This window comes from Arenibaculum sp., from assembly GCF_035998295.1.
In the GTDB taxonomy this organism is placed as follows: Bacteria; Pseudomonadota; Alphaproteobacteria; order Azospirillales; family Azospirillaceae; genus DASYHS01.
The window spans coordinates 1-18516 of sequence record NZ_DASYHS010000220.1 but is presented as its reverse complement, the minus strand read 5'-3'; the positions used below and the strand labels follow the sequence as shown (position 1 = coordinate 18516).

The 18516-nt window shown below is 68.5% G+C and carries 18 protein-coding genes and 1 tRNA gene; 5 read left to right on the top strand and 14 right to left on the bottom strand.

Features of this window, described 5'->3' with window-relative positions:
- Positions 1–24: 24 nt before the first annotated feature.
- Genes VGO20_RS21255 through VGO20_RS21235 form a run of 5 tightly spaced genes read right to left on the bottom strand, consistent with a single transcriptional unit; the run spans position 25 to position 6020 of the window.
- Complete coding sequence (locus VGO20_RS21255; RefSeq protein WP_327504386.1) at positions 25–1125, bottom strand: tetratricopeptide repeat protein; 1101 nt, start codon at positions 1123–1125, stop codon at positions 25–27.
- Complete coding sequence (locus VGO20_RS21250; RefSeq protein ID WP_327504385.1) at positions 1104–2027, bottom strand: formyltransferase family protein; 924 nt, start codon at positions 2025–2027, stop codon at positions 1104–1106. Before VGO20_RS21250 ends, VGO20_RS21255 begins: the two co-directional genes overlap by 22 nt.
- Positions 2024–3064: an ABC transporter substrate-binding protein gene (locus VGO20_RS21245; RefSeq protein WP_327504384.1), complete on the bottom strand. Its 1041-nt coding sequence runs from the start codon at positions 3062–3064 to the stop codon at positions 2024–2026. Before VGO20_RS21245 ends, VGO20_RS21250 begins: the two co-directional genes overlap by 4 nt.
- On the bottom strand, positions 3061–5193 hold the full coding sequence (locus tag VGO20_RS21240) for an MFS transporter (RefSeq protein WP_327504383.1): 2133 nt from the start codon (positions 5191–5193) through the stop codon (positions 3061–3063). Before VGO20_RS21240 ends, VGO20_RS21245 begins: the two co-directional genes overlap by 4 nt.
- The gene (locus VGO20_RS21235; RefSeq protein ID WP_327504382.1) at positions 5190–6020 is read right to left on the bottom strand and encodes a hypothetical protein; all 831 of its coding nucleotides are present in this window, start codon (positions 6018–6020) and stop codon (positions 5190–5192) included. The genes VGO20_RS21240 and VGO20_RS21235 overlap by 4 nt, the downstream gene beginning before the upstream one ends.
- Before the next feature lie 230 nt (positions 6021–6250).
- Between VGO20_RS21235 and VGO20_RS21230 the strand changes: the two genes are divergently transcribed.
- Together VGO20_RS21230 and VGO20_RS21225 are read left to right on the top strand one after the other, a co-directional pair.
- Positions 6251–6676, top strand: coding sequence for a DUF6524 family protein (locus VGO20_RS21230; protein WP_327504381.1), 426 nt, complete (start codon positions 6251–6253; stop codon positions 6674–6676).
- Between the two features lie 91 nt (positions 6677–6767).
- Complete coding sequence (locus VGO20_RS21225) at positions 6768–7199, top strand: DUF6524 family protein (RefSeq protein WP_327504380.1); 432 nt, start codon at positions 6768–6770, stop codon at positions 7197–7199.
- Positions 7200–7235: 36 nt separating this feature from the next.
- Here the strand turns inward: VGO20_RS21225 and VGO20_RS21220 are convergent, their stop codons facing one another.
- The gene (locus VGO20_RS21220) at positions 7236–8444 is read right to left on the bottom strand and encodes a hypothetical protein (protein WP_327504379.1); all 1209 of its coding nucleotides are present in this window, start codon (positions 8442–8444) and stop codon (positions 7236–7238) included.
- Between the two features lie 464 nt (positions 8445–8908).
- Here VGO20_RS21220 and VGO20_RS21215 point away from each other — a divergent pair, with 464 nt between their 5' ends.
- A complete protein-coding gene (locus VGO20_RS21215; RefSeq protein WP_327504378.1) occupies positions 8909–10195 on the top strand; it encodes an AmpG family muropeptide MFS transporter in 1287 nt (428 codons plus the stop codon).
- 39 nt (positions 10196–10234) lie between these two features.
- Here the strand turns inward: VGO20_RS21215 and VGO20_RS21210 are convergent, their stop codons facing one another.
- The 6 genes from VGO20_RS21210 to VGO20_RS21185 form a co-directional block, all read right to left on the bottom strand.
- Positions 10235–11137 carry a DMT family transporter gene (locus VGO20_RS21210; protein ID WP_327504377.1) on the bottom strand — a complete coding sequence of 301 codons (903 nt, stop codon included), beginning with the start codon at positions 11135–11137 and terminating at the stop codon, positions 10235–10237.
- Positions 11138–11685: 548 nt separating this feature from the next.
- A complete protein-coding gene (locus tag VGO20_RS21205) occupies positions 11686–13221 on the bottom strand; it encodes a sensor histidine kinase (RefSeq protein WP_327504376.1) in 1536 nt (511 codons plus the stop codon).
- A 113-nt stretch (positions 13222–13334) separates the two neighbouring features.
- Positions 13335–14345, bottom strand: coding sequence for an adenosine deaminase (locus VGO20_RS21200; protein ID WP_327504375.1), 1011 nt, complete (start codon positions 14343–14345; stop codon positions 13335–13337).
- A complete protein-coding gene (locus tag VGO20_RS21195) occupies positions 14342–15355 on the bottom strand; it encodes a DMT family transporter (protein WP_327504374.1) in 1014 nt (337 codons plus the stop codon). Before VGO20_RS21195 ends, VGO20_RS21200 begins: the two co-directional genes overlap by 4 nt.
- Positions 15356–15415: 60 nt before the next feature.
- Positions 15416–15862, bottom strand: coding sequence for an RNA polymerase sigma factor region1.1 domain-containing protein (locus VGO20_RS21190; RefSeq protein ID WP_327504373.1), 447 nt, complete (start codon positions 15860–15862; stop codon positions 15416–15418).
- Positions 15863–15930: 68 nt separating this feature from the next.
- Positions 15931–16359 carry an OsmC family protein gene (locus tag VGO20_RS21185; RefSeq protein ID WP_327504372.1) on the bottom strand — a complete coding sequence of 143 codons (429 nt, stop codon included), beginning with the start codon at positions 16357–16359 and terminating at the stop codon, positions 15931–15933.
- A gap of 171 nt (positions 16360–16530) precedes the next feature.
- Between VGO20_RS21185 and VGO20_RS21180 the strand changes: the two genes are divergently transcribed.
- Both VGO20_RS21180 and VGO20_RS21175 read left to right on the top strand, forming a co-directional pair.
- The gene (locus VGO20_RS21180) at positions 16531–16776 is read left to right on the top strand and encodes a hypothetical protein (RefSeq protein WP_327504371.1); all 246 of its coding nucleotides are present in this window, start codon (positions 16531–16533) and stop codon (positions 16774–16776) included.
- 231 nt (positions 16777–17007) lie between these two features.
- A tRNA-Arg gene (locus VGO20_RS21175) sits at positions 17008–17084 on the top strand.
- A gap of 271 nt (positions 17085–17355) precedes the next feature.
- Here VGO20_RS21175 and VGO20_RS21170 read toward each other — a convergent pair.
- Both VGO20_RS21170 and VGO20_RS21165 read right to left on the bottom strand, forming a co-directional pair.
- The gene (locus VGO20_RS21170) at positions 17356–17784 is read right to left on the bottom strand and encodes a helix-turn-helix transcriptional regulator (protein WP_327504370.1); all 429 of its coding nucleotides are present in this window, start codon (positions 17782–17784) and stop codon (positions 17356–17358) included.
- A gap of 433 nt (positions 17785–18217) precedes the next feature.
- Positions 18218–18516: thioesterase II family protein (locus tag VGO20_RS21165; RefSeq protein ID WP_327504369.1), on the bottom strand; the 299-nt coding region annotated here is incomplete at its 5' end.

Here is an 18516-nt window from a genome sequence, read left to right as displayed (position 1 = left end):
GTCCATGCCCGATCGCGGCCCGACTTAGAGCGCGTTCGTGTTCAGAGCATCGAGGCTGTTGATGTAGGTTGGGTTAACGGGGTCGAGATCGCGGGCCCTTTCCCACTGTGCGCGGGCGGCGTCGGTATGGCCGAGCTTCGCGTAGACCGAGGCCAGGCGGTCGCGCAACGCGGGATCCTCGGGATCGATCTGGACGGCCGCGACGTACTGGTGCATCGCGTCCTCGTAGCGCCCCTGGTCCGCCAGGGAGTCCGCCCAGGCCTTGCGCGTGAGGAGATAGTCGGGATTGACGTTCACGGCCTCGGCGAAATGCTGGTCCGCCAGATCGTATTTCCGCTCGGTGGTGAACATCAGGGCCAGGTTGATGATCGGGAACAGGAAATTCGGCTCCTGGCGCAAGGCGGCATGGAGGTGGTCCGATGCCTGGGCGTATTCCGCCGCCCGCTGCTCCGGCGTCAGGGCCGGGTCGTTCTCGGCCTTCAGCATGTGCATCCGGCCGATCAGGCCGTAGGCCAGGTAGTGCTCCTTGACCGGCCGGGTCTGCAGGAACTTCTGGATCAGCTCGCGCGTCCTGGGAAATTCGAACTGGCCGTCCTTCAGCTCCTGGCGCCGGTAGTAGAGCGCGACGATGTAGGGGTTGATCTTCTCGAGAATGCCGAGCGCGCCCTCGTGCAGCATGGGCTCGATGTTCTTGGCGTCCCCCTTGACCGACACGGTGTGGACGGGGCGCTTCTCGTCCTTGGTGTAGATGCGGGCCGTGAAGGTGGCTTCGCCGTGCTTCTCGGTGATCTCGCCGTTGATGTAGTACGGGATCATCCCCAGCAGGTTTCGCGTCCCGTTCACCAGGAGACCCAGCTCGAAATACTCCTCGAAGGCGCTGACCGATTTCTCGAGGCCGCTGCCGTCGACTTCGATCCCGGTCAGCTCCGACGACGCGTTGACGCTCAACTCGCGCAACTCGTCGGTCAGGTGACGCGTGGCGACGGTCTCCGTATAGCCGCTCCACTCGATCTGGGGCGACACGGAAACCTTGTCGATCGCTATGTCCTCGCCGGTGAACAGAGCCAGAAAGAACACGAGCGACGCGGCAAGCGCGGGCAGGGTCAGAATGCCGAAGTCGAACATGGGTTATCCTTGATGTGGCTGGTCGCGAACTCGGGCGTGTCACGGCCGAGGGCCGCAAGATCCGGCTGGAACCGGTCGCCCTCCGCGTCCGGGAGACCGAAGCGCCGAAGCAGGCTCAGATACGCATCGACATCGAAGAGCGAGAAGCCGCGTGCGTGGAACTCGGCCAGCTCGCCCTGCGTCGGGTAGGTGTTGTAGCGGCGGTGCGACAGGTCCTGGGGGACGCCGTCGTGCCGCCGGCCTTCGAGCAGCCCGGCGACGACCCCGGTGGCCAGCCGGTTGCCCAGCAGGTGGCTGTCGAGGTTGTGGTCGAAGGCCGAGCGCCGCGGATCGATCGGCACGCTTGCTTCCGCGACGACCGGCCCGGTGTCGATGCCCGCATCGACGATGCGATGCACGGTGCAGCCGAGGGTCGGCTCCCCCGCCATCATGGAGTGGAAGTGCGGGTACAGCCCCGCATAGGCGGGCAACCGGCCGGGATGGATGTTGAGGACGCCGCAGCGCGGCAGCGCGATCAGGTCGGGCCGGAAGATGAAGCTGAAGCGCACGGACAGGATGAGGTCGGGCCGGAACGCCCCGATCATCTTCCGCGTCCCCGCGTCGCGCATGCCGCGGACCACCGCCGTCGGCATGCGATGGTGCCCGATCAGGGCCTTGAGCGTCAGGAGTTCGGGGCGCTCGGGGGCGGTGGCGTCCAGCAGCGGGAAGATGATGCCGAAGGGCAGGTCGCGCTCGTAGAACTTGATCTGTGTCAGTTCGGGAATGACGGTTTCCGTCTGCCGGGTCCGTTCGGCCAGCAGCAGGCCGAACCGGCAGTCGGGCAGGTCGCCCAGTTGCCGAAGCAGGTCGTTGAGGATCACCACGGAGGTGAGGTCCCGCTTGCTGCAGATCAGAATCCTCATGGGGCGCCTCCCTGCTTGACCTTTATCACTTCCGCGAAGCGCAGCAGGCCGAGCGGCGGGTAGAGCTTCAGCTCGTGGGCTACTTCCATGTTGACGATGAAGGAGAACCGGCTCAGCGCCTCGATCGGCATGTCCTCGGGGGCCTTGCCCTCGACCAGGATCTGCTCGGCCTTCGCAGCTGTCAGCCGGCCGACATTGTAGTACCGGCTGACCAGGCCCATGAGGGCGTCGGATTCGACGACCGGCACCTCGCCGGCCGCTGCCACCGGAACGCCGCTGGCGAGCGCGGCACGGGTGAAGACGTCGCGGTGGACCAGAATGAACGAGCTCGACCCGATGTAGAACAGGTCGACCTCGTCGGCGAGGTCCTCGACGAGGCCGGGCAGGCTGTCCGGGTCGGGCTGGCCGTTCGCATCGAGGGGAACCTCGCGCGTCACCACCGTCAGTCCCGTTTCCGCCGCGGTCTTGCGCACGCGCTCGACGCTGACGACGGCATTGATCTCGTCGGTGTTGTAGATGATGCCGAGCCGCTTGAACGGACGATAGGTCTGGATCGCCCGCATCTGCACGTCCTCGGGCACCACGACGAGGGTTCCCGAAACATTGCGCCCCGAACGTTCCAGGTCGGGCACGACGCGGGCGCCGACGGGGTCGGTCACGATCATGAACACGACGGGAATGTCGGTCAGATGCAGGTCCGGATCGACATGGTCGTACTGACCGACCATGCCGAGCGTGGCGGTCGTGCCCCAGGTCATGACCAGGTCGACGTCGAGGGCTCGAGCCTCGGCGACCAGGTTCGGAAACCGCATCGGGTCCTGGTTGACGTCGCGGACCAGGAAGTCCACGGGGATCCGCTGGCCGGCGAGATAGTCCTGGAAGCCGCGGCATGCGTCCTCGCAACCCCGCCACAGCACCATCATGACCTTGTAGGGCTCTTGCGGCGGCGCGGGCTGGGCGGAAACGACTCCATGGCCGAGGCTTCCGGCCAGCATCAGCAGGGCGAAACCGACGGTCTTGGCGGCGCGGCGGATCATGGAGCGTCTCCGAACGGACGGGACCGCCGCCCGATCAGCAACGGCAGCAGCAGGGACAGCAGGGCGACGCCGCCGCCGGTATAGGCGAGGCCCTCGGCGTAGCCGAAGCTGGCGATCATGTAGGCGACCAGCAGCGGGCCGAGGACGCTGCCGCCGCGCTCGAGCATGCGCAACAGACCCAGTACGGTGGTCTGGCCGAACCGCTCGATCTCGGCCCGGCAGATCTCGGGGATCAGGGCGATCTGCGGCGATATCGATATCGCGTGCCCGAGAGACAGCACCGCCACCGCGACGATCACGCCCTCGAAGTCGGTGAACCAGCCGAGCAGAACCATCGCCAGGCCGGAGGCCAGCGTTCCCGCGAACACCAGCATCCGGCCGCGTCCGCTGCGGTCGGCGAAGCGGCTGGCCCAGGGGCCGACGAAGATGATCATGAGGGAATACAGCATCATCACGCGACCGATCTCGGCCTCGCTGGCGCTGAGATCGGTCAGGTAGAGCGGCACCGCGTAGAACAGGAAGCCGGTCAGGACGATCTTGGCCGGGATGGCCGACAGCAGGAGCAGCGCGAGAAACCGTCGGTTGCCGAGCAGGGTGGCGAAGTCGCGGAACGTCGGGCGCGCCGGTGCATCGGCGCCGCCGGCCGGCGACCGGTCCGGCGACAGCATGCGCAGGGCCAGCACCCCGGCGAATGCCGCGAGCCCGGCGGCGAACAGGAAGACGACCTCGTAGCCGAGACGGGCGGCCACGATGCCGCCGATGGCGGTGCCGCAGATGCTGCCCGCCATCAGGACGCCGACGAACACCGACATGCCCTGCGCCCGGCCGGCCCGTTCCGCCGTGCGCGCGATGTAGCCCTGCGCGGCGATCGTGATCATCGCATAGCCGATCGCGGTAAGCGTGCGGGCCGCCAGCAGCTGGAACAGGTCGCCGGCGAAGGCCGAGCCGATGAAGCCGGCGACCGCCGGTATCAGGCCGAGCGTGAAGATGCGCCGGGCGCCGTGCCGGTCGACCCAGGTCCCCGCGAACGGCGTCGTCAGCGCCAGTGCCAGCATGTAGACCGAGATCGGCAGGCCGATCAGCAGTTCCGGCGACAGCCAGTCGACCGGCCGGTAGAGCTGCTTGACGTACAGCGGCAGAAAGGACTTCTGCAGCTCCTCGGCGAACACGAATACGAACAGCGGCAGGCGGGCGTCGACGGCCGAGAGCGGCCGGCCGGCCGCGCCGGCTTCCCGGCGGTCCAGTCCGAAGCGCCGCCCGATCTCCTGGAGCCGTTCTTGCAGCGCCGTCGCCGTCCCGTCGGTTGCCGCGGCGATGCGCCGGTACCGGTCCTGCACCGAGCCGAGGACGGCGTTGACGCGCGCGACGGCGGCACCCGCCTCGCCGGTGGCCCAGGCGGGTACGCGGCGGCCGAGATTGCCGGCCGCCGCTTGCAGCGTCAGCTCGTACAGCTCCCGCAACGGGGTGAAGACGCCGGCCGTCACCGCGACCAGGATCTCGAAGGCGATGAAGAGGGCCACCATCAGGATGATGACGATGTCGTAGGCGAGGTCCGCCAGTTGCGTCTGGACGAAGGAGGCGTCGACACCGATCGAGATGATGCCCGCCACCCGGCCATCGTGCCGGACCGGTGCCATGACGATGTAGTACTCGTGCGTATGGGTGACTTCCCCGAAGCCCGTCCCGCCGGCCGCCATCTGCCGCTTCACCATCCTTTCGACGGCCGGGTCCGCGCTGTCGCGGGTCTTCGGGCCGATCGCCTGCAGCAACTTTCCGCCGGTATCGTGGAGCGCGACATACTCCATTTCGGGATGGGGCGCGCTGGCCCGTTCGAAATGCTCGGTGACGCCGACCAGATCCTCGATCGCGATGCCGTAGCCCAGCGCCCGCTCGACGTCGGCGGCCAGGAACTCGGCGACCGTCGCCGCTTGGCGCGTTACCTCGGGGGCGAGCTGCTGCTCGAACAGGCGGTGGGCCACGACGGACAGCGCCGCGGCCGCGCCGACGATCAGCGCCAGGGTCACGATCAGGACGCGGATCCGCAGGCGCACCATGAGCGAGGTCGCGGTATCGGTATGCCCGGCCTCGGGTGCCGGCGGATGCGCGAAATCGGTCGTCCGGCCGGTCATTCGCCGGCTCCGACGCCACGCACCACCGGCCCGTGGGCACCGGCGTCGCCTGTCGCCGGTCGCCGGTCGGGTCCCCCGGCGGCGGCGAGAATGGCTTCCATGTCGTCGAGCTGGTCCCGGGCCTGGGCCAGGTTGGTCTGCAGGCTTGCGGCGACCGCCTGCAGGGACGGTGGGATGCGGCTGCCGGACGCGCCGCTCCCGGTGTCCTCGACGGCGTGCGTCAGGCCGGAGAACAGCCGGCCGACATGGCGCAAGGCCAGGGTGGTGCCGACCGCGCCGAGCAGCGTGAACGCGAGCAGGATCAGCAGGGCCGCCCCGATCAGATCGTCGCGCATCGCCGCGACCCGCATCGCGCCGTCGGCGACCGGGTAGACCAGGGCCAGCCCGCCAATCCCTTGCGCGAAGCTGGAATCGAGCCGCCGGCCGGTCACCAGGGCCGTGTCCGTCGACACCCGCCAACTCCGCGCGCCCGTCTGGCGCGCGGCGCTCAGCCAGGCGGGATCGATCGCGTCGCCGACGGCCCCGGTGCCGGTCGAATAGAGGATGCGGCCGTCGGCGCCGAAAACATGCAGCGCTTCGATCCGGCCGTCCTGCGCGCGGGCGCGCTGCAGGACGGCCGGCGCGCTCTCTAGGTTCTGCAGGTTCAGTCCGAGGTTTACGGCGGCTTCGATCGAGTCCTGAGTATTATCGGCGATCACGGCAAGTCGCCGATCCGTCAGTGCAGCAAGGGACGACTCAAACTTGAAGTAGTTGAGCAGCGTGATCAGGCCCAGAACGAACCCAAGTGAGAGCAGGGCTGTGATCATGATCTTCGTGGCCGAGCTCATGGTTCATCCCTGATCGTGCCGATGTAAGTATTTCCGCTTCTGTTAGCCAACTCGAAGCGTCGGTACTTGTTCTCGATATCGTGGCTCGCCGAATTCGGCGTTAACCCGTTTGAGATATACTAGAGGGGTAGCCTCTTTCCCGCAACCGCGATATGCTGCGCCGAAGAGCACGGGGCAACGGACGCAAGAAAAGCGGCGGGTTCGCCGTCGATGCTGTTCGGGGAGTGGACATGCCGCGCGAGTTCGGCTTCTTGGATCTTTCGATGCGGCTGGTGGCGGGGCTGCTGATCGTGCTCGGCAGCTACAACCCCTACGCGATGTCCTATTACCACTGGATCGTGGAGACCGACGGGTCCGCGTCGTTGAAGGCGCTGGCCGGTCTGACGCTCGTCACGTTGCATGTCGTCTTCGTGCTGGCGTCGGTCCGCTCGCTCGGGCCGGTTGGAATCGGGCTCCTGACGGCGCTGTTCGGTTCGATGGCCTGGGTGCTGGTAGACCAGCGCTGGCTCGACATCGAGAGCCCGCGCGTCTTCGTGCTGACCTTGCTGCTGATCCTGGGCGGCGTCTACGGCGCTGGTATCTCATGGTCGCATCTGCGCAACCGGTTGAGCGGACAGGTCGACTCGACCGACATCACGCTGACCTCGCCGCTGTGACGCGGTCCGATCCACAATCAGCGGGTTGAGGCGGTTTTCCGTTCACGGTGAACGCAAGCCGCTCCGGCCTTTCGCCAATGAGCCGTCCCCGATGCCCCGACTCGGCAAGACCTACCCGATCAAGCCGCTGGCCATGCTGTTCAAGCGGTGGCTGCTGTGCGCCACGGTGGTGTTCGCCAGCTACAACCCCAGCGGCAACTCCTATTTCCACTGGGTCCGCGATGCCGGCGAGGTGTCGCCGCTGCTGGCCTTCACCGGCGTTCTGCTGCTGATCGCGGCGCTCGCGATCATGCGCATGGCATTCCTTTCGCTCGGCTATTTCGGCGTCACGGCGGCGTTGACGTGCATCGTGATGATGCTGGCCCTGGGAGCCGGGCTCGACCTGTTCGAACTGGCCGATGTCGAGATCACGACGTACATGCTGCTGTTCTGGGCCACCTTGGTGCTCGCCGTCGGCGTCTCCTGGTCGCTGTACCAGGGGCGCATCTCCGGCGAGCGCGATATTCTTCGGACGCCTCCCTGACGGACGCCCTCCCTACGGCATGATGGGCGCCGTGGCTCAAAGTTTGGAAAGGCGCAGCCGCTCGCTGAGTTCGGCGACGGCATCGCGCAGCGCCGTGGATTCGAAGTCGCGCAACGGCGGCAACTCGAGGCGTACCAACTCGGCGAAGCCGCGGTTCGACTGCCGCATGACCGACAGCACGTCGCCTTGGAGGGCGACGGTCCGATAGGTGTTCAGGGCGACCTGGTGCCGGCGGTACAAGCCGGCCCAACGCTCGGTGGCGGTGCGCGCCTGGTCGCGCAGATGCTCGGCGTAAAGGTCGGCGGCCTGGATCGACAGGCCGTTCGCATCGACGTTGGCGCTCAGGCGGGCCCGCAGCTCGGGCGCATCCTCCCGGGCGAGCAACCGTCGTGCCTGCTGGCCGGCCGCCTCGGCTTCGCTCCGCAGCACCGCTAGGCGCGGGAGCCATTTGCCTTCGATTTCCTCCAGGAAGGCCTCGTGCAGGTGCAGGCAGATCTCCACCAGGACGACATGGAAACCGTAGTAGCGCTTGAGGACCTCGATGTCGCCGTCGGCGGCCTCGGCAGCTCGGATCAAGGCGGCGTTGACCTGGGCCAGGCTTCGATAGGCGGCATAGGTGTCGATCAGGCGATCGGCGCTGACCAGGACCAGAAGGGCTTCGAGATCCGAGGCCGGCAGCGCGATGCCGAGCGCCTGCAGCGAGCCGGTGAGGTCCGAGAGGAGGCGCGTGCGCTCGGCCCGCAGCTCGGCGACCCGGCGCTCGACGGCGCGGATATCCGCCTGCAGGGAGGTCCGGGCATCGGGCATCAGGGCGCATTTCACGTCCTGGACCAGCGAACCGCCTGAATCTGCGCAGCCGGAAGCCGGTGCGTTCACCAGCGCGGTCCGCAGGCGCGCCAGCTCGCCGGTCTGCGTCCGCAGATCATCCTCCAGGTCGCGGATCTGCCGGCGCGCGCGGGTCGCTTCACCCTCGACGAGCACGCCGATCGCGCTGTCGAGCAGGCGGTTCAGGCGCGCGCTGCGGTGTTGGAGCCGGTCGTAGTCCTGGGCGGCCGCCGCCTTCCAGGCCTTCTCCCGGCGCTCGATGATGTCGGCGAGACGGGGCTCGACGGCATGGTAGCGCTCGCCGGACGACGTACCCGTGACCGCCGGCGCAGGCCACCACGGACCGTCGGCGAGGCCCTCGGGCGTCAGGGGCAGTGCGATGACGGTCCCCGCCAGGATCAGATAAGCACCTCTCAGCATGGCATACCTCCGCTGCCGCGTTCCTCCGTTCCATTTCTTTCAACGGCCAGCCTAGGGCATGCCGCCGCCCGGCGGCCCCGATCAGGCAGATGTTAGCCGAATGATCTGCCGGCACCCGTTCGGGACGACCGCCGGTTGGCCGGCCTCCAGGGTGGGCAGCCCCGGCGCGCAGCCTATCGATACCGCGCAGGCCCGCCCTCGCGGCCCCTGTAGCATTTTTGCAGCCGCAGGAGCCTGCGCGGGCCGTCGGGCGGTCGGGAGAGGCCGAAGCCCTTCCCCGGTTCGTCGCCACGGTCTACAACTATGGGGTCTGCATTCAGCACCCGGCGGCAAGGCCCGGTGCCAGCCGAGGAGCGATGCGCCCCCAGACGGCCAATGATCCCGAGTCCGACCGCTGTCGCACTCGCGCACCCCGAACTCCGGCACCAGACCCCGATCGGCACATGTCCCGAGACCCGCTTTCCTTGTTCCGGCCGTACCTGGATGGGCGCATCCTCGCCATCCTGTTCCTGGGCTTTTCGAGCGGCCTGCCGCTCGCCCTGACCTTTTCAACGCTGACGGCCTGGCTCAGCGAGAGCGGCATCGACAAGACGTCGATCGGCCTGTTCCTGCTGGTCGGCCTGCCGTATTCGTTCAAGTTCCTGTGGTCGCCGCTGGTCGACCGCATGCCGCTGGGCGCGCTGACCCGGCTTTTCGGCCAGAGGCGCGGCTGGGCGCTGCTGACGCAGCTCGGCCTCGTGGCGTCGCTCGCGGCCATGGCCGTCACCGATCCGCAGACCCAGACGCTGCAGCTCGCCGCACTGGCCGTGGCCGTCGCCTTCTGCAGCGCCAGCCAGGACATCGTGCTGGACGCCTACCGCGTCGAGATCCTGGACGAGAACCAGCAGGGGGCCGGGGCCGCCACGATCGTGCTCGGCTACCGGCTCGGCATGCTGGCCGCCGGGGCGGGCGCGCTCTACGTCGCCACCTTCTTCGACTGGCATATCGCCTATCTGTCGATGGCCGCCCTTATGGTGGTCGGCATGACGACCGTCCTGCTGGCGCCCGAACCGGCACCGCCGCCGCCCGCCGCGGCGCCCGGGCTGGGCGGGCCGGCGCGGTCCCGCCTGGAGCGGCTGGCGCTCTGGTTCCGCGGGGCCGTGGTCGAGCCGTTCTCCCAGTTCGCCCGGCGGCCGGCCTGGCTGTCGATCCTGCTGTTCGTCGCGCTCTACAAGCTCGGCGACGTGATGGCGGGGGCGCTCGCGACCCCTTTCTATCTCGAGATGGGGTTCTCCAAGATCGAGATCGCCAACGTCACCAAGGCGATGGGGCTGATCGCGACCATCGGCGGCGGCCTCGTCGGCGGCCTGATGGTCGGCCGGCTCGGCATCGTGAGGAGCCTGCTGGTCTGCGGCTTCCTGCAGATGGCCTCCAATCTCTGCTTCGCGTGGCTGTCCCAGGTCGGCTACGACATCGGCGCGCTGAGCGTGGTCATCACGGTCGAGAACGTGTCGGGCGGCATGGGGACCGCGGCCTTCGTCGCCTATCTGTCGTCGCTGTGCAATCGCGGCTACACGGCGACGCAGTACGCGCTGCTGACCAGCTTCGCGGCACTGGCCCGCGATACGCTGGCCGCCTCGAGCGGCTGGTTCGTCGAGGCGTTCGGCTGGTTCGGCTACTATCTCTTCACGTCGGCGACCGCCCTGCCGGCCCTGCTGCTCCTGTTCTACATGACCCGGACGCACCGGGACCCCGTACCCGCTCCCGCGTGACCGGGCGCCGAGCGGGCCCGTGGTGTCGGTGCCGCCGTATCAGCGGTGGCTGGCCAGGACGCCGCCAGCGACGATGCAGCACAGGCCGGCCAGGGATAGCCATGTCAGCACGTCGCCGAACAGGACGGCCGCCAGCAGGACGCCGAACCCCGTTCCCCAGTAGCCGATCTGGCTGAACACGACCGGACCGCCGACCTGCTGCAGGCGGAAGTTCAGGACCAGGGACAGGGCGGAGACGCCGATCAGGCAGGCCGTCCAGAAACCGATCCCGGGATCGGAGAAGCGCCACCCCAGCGGCGCCTCGAATACGGGGGCCATCGCCGCGATCGCCAGAGTGGAGGCGAACAGCGTGCCGCAGGAGAAGGCGAGCGCCGAGGCCCCTTTCGGCCAGTACGCCGACCGGATGATGTTGCCGGCCGCGGCACTGGCGGGGATCGCCAGCCCGAAGACCACCCACAGGGGCTGGCCCGTGTCGATCTGCAAGAACTGCTGGCGCACCAGCGTCGCCATTCCGAGAAAGCCGATCCCGATGCCGGCGAGCCGGCGCAAGGACAGCCGCTCGATGCCGAGCCCTGCCGCGAAGGCCATGGTCAGCAGCGGCGACAGCGAATAGACCGTCGCGGTGTAGGCCGGTCCGACCCGCTGGACCACCAGGTAGGACAGGACCGTCGGGAACGCGACGCTCACCAGTCCCAGCACCCCATAGAGGATCAGGTGCCGCCGCCCGGCCGGGATCGTCCGCCCGGACGCGAGAAGCCACGGCAGCAGGCACAGCCCCGCCCCCAGATGGCCGAGGACGCCGAGCTGGAACGGCTGGGCGCCGGCGGACAGGGCGGCCTTGGATATCATGATCCGGCCCGCGAAGAGGAACCCGCACAGGGCCAGGAGGCCGAACGCCGATGCGGCGACGCTCCGGCCCTGTGCGACGGGATCTGACGACATGCGGCTCCGGCCCTTTCTCGACCTGGGTGGGCGGGCTGGACGGGAAGACGCCGGGCCCGTGGAATGTCCCCAGCCTCGAGCCTCGACCGGACTTGAGGTCAATAGGGATATCCGTTCGAGATAGGGCCGGCGGTAGCACTCCAATGCTGCGGATCGGCGCGCTCCGCGGTTCTGCTGCTAGGTTAGCATCTGGGAGGGGGCGCCACTCTCGCCAGACGGTGCCGGTGATGACCGCCCGCGGCACGAGGTCGTGATCGAGATCGTCGGCGAGAGGAACGACGGGACTACCGGCCGTTTCCGCTACGAGATCGCCGATGACGAGGTCCATGCGCGGATGAGCGGCCAGGGGGGGGGCGCTGGCGATCGAACGGCTGGTCGGGCTTGCGGGAGGCGGACCCGCGGGGCCGGGGCTCCATCTGCCGGAGACCCTGCTCGACCCCGCCTACGTGGTCGGGCGCATGGAGGCGTTCGGGGCCAGGATATGCCGCGTCGCGTGACGGAGCGGGGGGCGCCCGGCCGCGCCCGCCGCCCTGCTCAGCCGGCTCTGCTCAGCCGACGGCGAGGCACTCCACCTCGAGCGGCAGCAGGACGCGCGCGACCGTGCCCCGCTCGCGTTCGCTGCGGATCTCGAGCGAGCCGCCATGCAGCTCGACCAGGCTGCGGGTGATCGACAGGCCGAGGCCGGTCCCCTCGTAGCGCCGCCCGTTGCTCTGCTGGACGCGTGCGAACGGCTGGAGCGCGAGATGCACCTCCTCCGGCGCCATCCCGATCCCGGTGTCGGCGACCTCGATCAGCAGCTGGTCGACGCCGGCGCGCCGGCAGGCCAGCGTCACCGTCCCGCCCGGCGAGGTGAACTTCACCGCGTTCGAGAGCAGGTTCAGCAGGATTTGGCCGAGCCGGACCGGGTCGGCGCGCAGCGCCGGCAGGTTCTCCTCGACCATGGTCGTCAGCCGGATGTTCGAGCGCTCGGCCCGCATCGCCACCATGGCCGCCGCCCGGTCGACCGCGTTGGCGGGGGCGACCGCCTCCGGCTCCAGGGTCATCTTGCCGGCCGCGATCTTCGACATGTCGAGGATCTCGTTGATCAGGGCCAGCAGGTGGACGCCGCTGTCGTGGATGTGCCGGGCGTATTCGGGATAGCGGTCCGGCGACAGCAGCTCGTCCTTCATCACCTCCGCGAAGCCGATGATCGCGTTCAGCGGCGTGCGCAACTCGTGGCTCATGTTCGCGAGGAAGTCGGTCTTGGCCCGGTTGGCGGCGTCGGCCTGGCGCAGCGCCTGCTGGAGCTTCTCCTCGGCCTCGACCTGTTCCGTCACCTCGCGCGCGCTGCCGCGATAGCCGCGGAACGTGCCGTCGGGCGCGAAGATCGGCTTGCCGCTGACGCAGAGGTGGTGGGGGGCCTCGTCGCCGAGCTTCATGTGGTAGGTGAAGTTGCGGAAAGGTTCGTGCCGCTCCAGCGTCTGCAGGTGGTTCTGCCAGCGCGGATCGGCCGGATCGGCCATCATGTCGATCCGCCGCTTGCCGATGCGCGCCGCGGGCTCGACCCCGAACGCCCGGATACGGTCGGACATGTAGGTGAAGCGGTGGTCGGGGCCGGTTTCCCAGTACCAGTCGGATGCCGTGTCGGCGAAGTCGCGGAAGCGCTCCTCGCTCTCCTGCAGCGCGTGCAGCGTACGGACCTGGACCGTGATGTCGCTGACGGTGCCTTCGAAATACAAGGTCCGCCCCTCGTCGCTGCGCACGACCCAGGCGTTCTCGGACACCCAGATGCGCTCGCGCGTGCGGTGGCGGAACACCTCCGAGCGGAAGTCCTCGACGAAGCCCCTGGTCTCCAGTTCGTGCATGAAGTCGGCGCGCCGGTCCGGGTCGACATACCATTCGGCGGCGATGTCGCTCACCGCCGCCAGCATCTCGGCTTCGCTGGCATAGCCGTTCAGCCGCACCAGGGCGGGGTTGGCGTGCAGCCGCCGCCCGTCCGGAGAGGAGCGGTAGATGCCGATCGTCGCGTTCTCCCAGATCGCGCGATAGCTCGCGTCCAGCATCTGGAGCGATGCGGGTTCACCGATGGGCGATCGGTTGAACATTGCTCGGCAACTCCCCGGAAGGAACTCTCTGCCATTCATCATAGTTCCATTCCTGCGCCTTAGGCGAGAGGACTCGGCGCAACCTGATGAATGCGGCACGCTTCGCAATGCGATCAGCGGGAAACGGCGGGGCCGGGCTCCCGTCCGATCCGCTCCATCAGGCGCGTGCGCGTCGCCTCGTCGACGAAACCCGCCTCGATCGCGGTTCGAGTCGCCTCCAGGAGCCGCGCGGCGTCCCAGCCGAACCGCTCCGCCGCGACCGCGTATTCGCGGCCGACGGTGGTGTCGAAATAGGGCGGGTCGTCGCTGTTGAGCGTGACCCGGCAGCCCGCTTCGGCGAGGCGGTTCAGCGGGTGCTCGGCAAACGAGTCGTAGACCCGCGTGCGCAGGTTGCTGGTCGGGCAGACCTCCAGGACGATGCCTTCCTCATGGATGCGCCGGAGCAGGTCGGGGTCCTCGATCGCGCGCACCCCGTGGCCGATGCGGCTGACGGGCAGCCCGTCCAGCGCGTCGCGCACGCTGTCCGGCCCGGCCGCCTCGCCGGCATGGACGGTGCAGGCGAGGCCGGCCTCCTCGTGGGCGATCCGGAACGCCCGCGAGAAGGCCGAGGCGGGGGCAGCGTTCTCGTCCCCGCCCATGCCGAAGCCGGTCAGCAGCGGGTGCGGGTGGCGCACGCAGGCGCGCGCGACCTCCAGCGCGCGTTCCACCCCGAAATGGCGCACGCAGGTGACGATCAGGCGCGCCTCGATGCCGAACTCGTCGCGCGCCCGCCCGATGCCCTCGGCGATCCCCTCCAGATGCCCGGCGAAGGAGAGGCCGGCCAGCGCCGCGTGGTCCGGCGAGGACATCACCTCGACATAGACCGCCCCCTCGCCGGCGCAGCGCGCGAGATAGTCGTAGGTGACGTCGCGGTAGTCCTCGGCCGTGCGGATCGCCTGCGCCGCATCGTCGTAGGCCTTCAGGAAATGCAGGAAGTCGGTCCAGTGGAAGCGGCCGGCATCGGTGAACAGATGCGCCGGCAGCGACAGCCCGTTGCGCGCGGCCAGGCGCCGCACCAGCTCGGGCGGCGCCGTGCCTTCGAGATGGACGTGCAGCTCGGCCTTCGGGACCGTTCTCGTGCTCATGGGGCGTCTCCTTTCGCGGCCGGTGCGTCTGGCGTCGCCTCCGGCGTCCGCTGTGCCCGGCGGCGGGTTTCCCGGTGGAGGATGTAGAGGCCGCTCGCGACGATCAGGGGGCCGCCGAGCAGCAGGGCCTCGGTCGGCAACTCGCCGAAGAACATCCATCCGAACAGCAGGCCCCAGAACAGCGCCGTGTATTCGAGCGGCGCGATCACGGCCGCAGGCGCCAGCCGGAAGGCATTGGTGAGCAGGAGCTGGGCCATGCCGCCGACGATCCCGACCCCGATCAGCATCGCGACCTGTCCGGGCCGCTCGGGGGTGACCCAGTCCGGGATCATGCCGATGCCGCCGGCGGCGACGCAGGTCAGGGTGAAGTAGAGGACGATCGTCGCGTTGCCCTCGGTCCGGCTGAGCCGGCGCACCAGGAGCATGGCGAGCGCATAGAAGAACGCGCCGGCCAGCGCCAGCAGGGCGACCGGGGAGAAGACGCCGCTGGTCGGCCCGATCACCACCAGCACGCCCGCGAAGCCGACCAGGACCGCGGTCCAGCGCCGCCAGCCCACGGCCTCGCCCAGGACCGGCACCGACAGCGCGGTGAGGAACAGCGGGGCGGCGAAGCTGATCGCGTAGACGTCGGCCAGCGGCATGTAGCGCAGGGCGGCGAAGAAGCTGATCATCGCGCCCAGCCCGACGAGCGAGCGCAGCACGTGGCCGGCGGGCCGGCGCGTCCTCAGCACCGCCGGCCCGCCGGCCCGCATGACGGCGAAGCCGATCGGCACCAGCGCGAACAGCGAGCGGAAGAAGATGATCTGGAACGTGCCGAAATCCGGGGACAGTCCCTTGATCAGCGTGTCCATCACCGCGAACAGGAGCACCGCGCCCAGCAGGCAGCCGATGCCGTGCAGCACCGTCCCGGGAGGAGGCGCGGCGGGGATCGGCGTGGGCAAGGGCCTCGGCAGGGGCGTGGATAGCGGCGTGGACAGCGGGGCGGCGGTCGCGGTGCTCTGGCTGGGCATGGGGGGGTCCGGCTTCGGGAACGGTCAGTCTAGCCGGGGTCCGCGCGCCGGGCGAGGGGCTCACGCCGCCGCGAGCAGGAATACCACGATCGCGATCGCAACGGCGGCCACTATCGCGACCGCCGCCAGCGTCCGGGCCGCGCCCCGGCCGGAGGATTGCGTGCCGACCGCGTCCTGGCCCTCCCCCTCGCTTGGCCGGCCGGGGCCGGAATCGGCGGGGCGTGCCGGCCGGGGAGGGGGCGGCTTGCGCCCGCCGTCGTCCTCGCGCAGCCGGATCACGGGCGGCCCGTCCGGTCCGTCCGCCGGGCCGCCCGGCCGTTCGGTGCTCACTCCCTCGTCCAGTTCGACCGGGATGCCCGCGCGCTCCAGGCGGTCGACGATCTCCGCGATCTCGACCTCGGTCAGCTCGTCGACCGGCAGCTCGCGGTCGATCTGTGCCGTCGTCACGAAACCCTGGCGGCGGCCCAGCGCGAGCAGTCGGTCGACGGCGCTCGGATCGACGGGCATTGGCGGTCCCCTGTGATTCTACCTGCCGGGGACAACGCGCCGGGGCCGCAGGCGTTGCGTGCCGGCCGTCAGGTCGATGCCGCCGCGTCGCGCAACTCGAAGTCGTGGGTGATCTCGGCCGACTTGCCGAGCATCAGGGAGGCCGAGCAGTATTTCTCAGCCGACAGCGCGATCGCCCGCTCAACCTTGGCGGAGGCGAGGCCGCGCCCGGTCACGACGTAATGCATGTGAATGCGGGTGAACACCTTGGGGTCGGCTTCGGCCCGCTCCGCCTCGAGCTCGACCCAGCAGTCGGTCACGGGTTCGCGGCTGCGCTCGAGGATCAGCACGACGTCGAAGGCGCTGCAGCCACCGAGGCCGAGCAGCAGCATCTCCATCGGCCGGACCCCGAGGTTGCGCCCGCCGGCCTCCGGCGCGCCGTCCATCACGACGGCGTGGCCGCTGCCGGACTCGCCCAGGAAGGTCTTGCCTTCCACCCATTTCACCCGCGCCTTCATGTCCCCGATCCCGTGCTCCGGCGCCGCCTGCCCGATGCCGGGGCGCCGCAGCGAGAATGCGACGGAAACGCCGCCGCGCCAAGGGGCCCGATGGCGGAGGGCACGGGCTCGGAACGTTGCCCCTTACCCTCCTGTTGAGGCTACCGGACCCATCACAAGGGAGACGGGATCATGAGGATGTTGATGATCGCGGCCGCCTTCGCCGCGACCGGAGCGCTTGCGGCCTGCGGCAACACCACCCAGGAGCGGGCGCTCAGCGGCGGTGGCCTGGGTGCCGCGGCCGGCGGCGCGCTCGGCGCGGTCACGGGCGGCGGCGTCGTCGAGGGCGCGCTGCTCGGCGGTGCCGCGGGTGCCGCCGGCGGCGCCCTGACCGACGAGGAGGACGTCAACCTCGGCGAGCCGATCTGGAAGCGTTGATGCCTGAGGGACGGCCCCGGCCACCCGGCCGGGGCCAGGTCCTCCAAGCGAAGGGATTGCGGCCGAAACGCCGATGCGTCTCGTTCTATTGCTGGGCGACTCCGTCTTCGATCGCCCTGGCGGTCGGGCACGATTTCGGCACTGGCCGCTCCGCCGTGTTCGCGTGACGATGCCCAAAAGAGGGCTTTGCACGGGGCGGCCCTTTGCAGTAAGGTCTGCGCCTCGACAGCAGGACCCGTAGCTCAGCTGGATAGAGCGCTGCCCTCCGAAGGCAGAGGTCGTACGTTCGAATCGTATCGGGTCCGCCATTTCCCTAGTAAAACCCAACGCTTGCGAACCGGCCCATGCCGGCCGTCTCGGCGCGCCCGGTGCCTGGGGCGAGCGCGATCCGACCGCAGATGCCGGCCGGCAGTCGCGCGCCCTTCCAAACGACATCCGCTCGCGTGGCATCCGCCCTCGCGGCTACGGACGGTAAGGATCGAGGGAGAGCAGCCTCGAAATCGACCGTTGGATCGGGGACGGCCTTCGTCAACGCGACGCCCAGCTTGGCGATGAGCCTCCCGGCAGAAGCCAAGGCGCTCAAACGAAGTTCTGGATCCGCGTTCGGCGATCGATGCTCAACTTCCCCAGTATGTTCTGGATATGATTTTTTACCGTCGACGGGCTGATGTTCAGCTCTCGTGCGATCTCCTTGTTTGTCATTCCCACCTTCACCATCCGGGAAATCTCGTATTCGCGGCTCGTGAGTTTGCACGGTTGTTCGGTGAAGATCTCGTTGTCGCGCCGCAATTCTTCTATTTTCATGTTCGCGCTGATGATGACCACCAGGCGGTCGCAGTCGGACAATGGGAAAACGACGGGGGCGTGCTCTTCAACGGTGTCTTGCGTCGTTCTCGGCAGAGTGCTGAGCTGAAACGAAAGCATAGAGACCATCTGTCTTTGACTGACAGGCGGAGACATGCCGTCAACAAACTGTAGATTGAGAACAATCTCTTTCCTACCGTCCATCGATATTCCTCCGGAGTCAGCCAATTCCATTCAGATTGCAATGGAACAACTACTGACGCCACGGTCGATCGATGGGTAATGAGGCCTATATGAAGAAAATTCCCGATGAGGTAGAATGGAGGCCAGGAATTTCCTGGAATTTTTACTTGATTTTCCTTCCTTCCTGGAAGAGCCGCACGCTGTTCGGACGTCGTGGAAACCGTATAGCTTGCGAGCAAGGAGAAGTGAACTACCATTGTATTCGACTTGCAAGGAATTTTAGAGGAAGCTCGCGTTGCGAGGCGGGCGTGCCCTGCCTCCCGGGCGACGCGGTGGAGCGGGCGCGGCACGGCATCGCCTTCGCCAGGACGGCCTAGTCGTTCCGTGCTTCACCGGAGGGCGGCGCACCGCGGCCATGCAGGGCCCGATCGGCGGCCGTGGGATGGATATCGCTTCAGGAAGCGCTTAGGCGGCCGACAAGGATCGGGGCGACCGTCTCGACATGGTCATAGACGAAGAGGTGCTCGCCAGGAAACGTCAGGAAGGAGACCGGGCCTTTACTCTCGTCCGCCCACGCATCCATGCCGTCGAGCGGCGCTTCGCCGTCGTCCTGGCCGGCAAAAGCCGTGATCGGAACCGCCAGAGGTTCACGTTTCACATAGCTGTACGAGGCGATCATCTCGTAGTCGGCTTTGGCGACGGCAACGACGTAGTCCCGCAGGGAAGCGTGTTCGAAGACGGCTTCGGGAAATG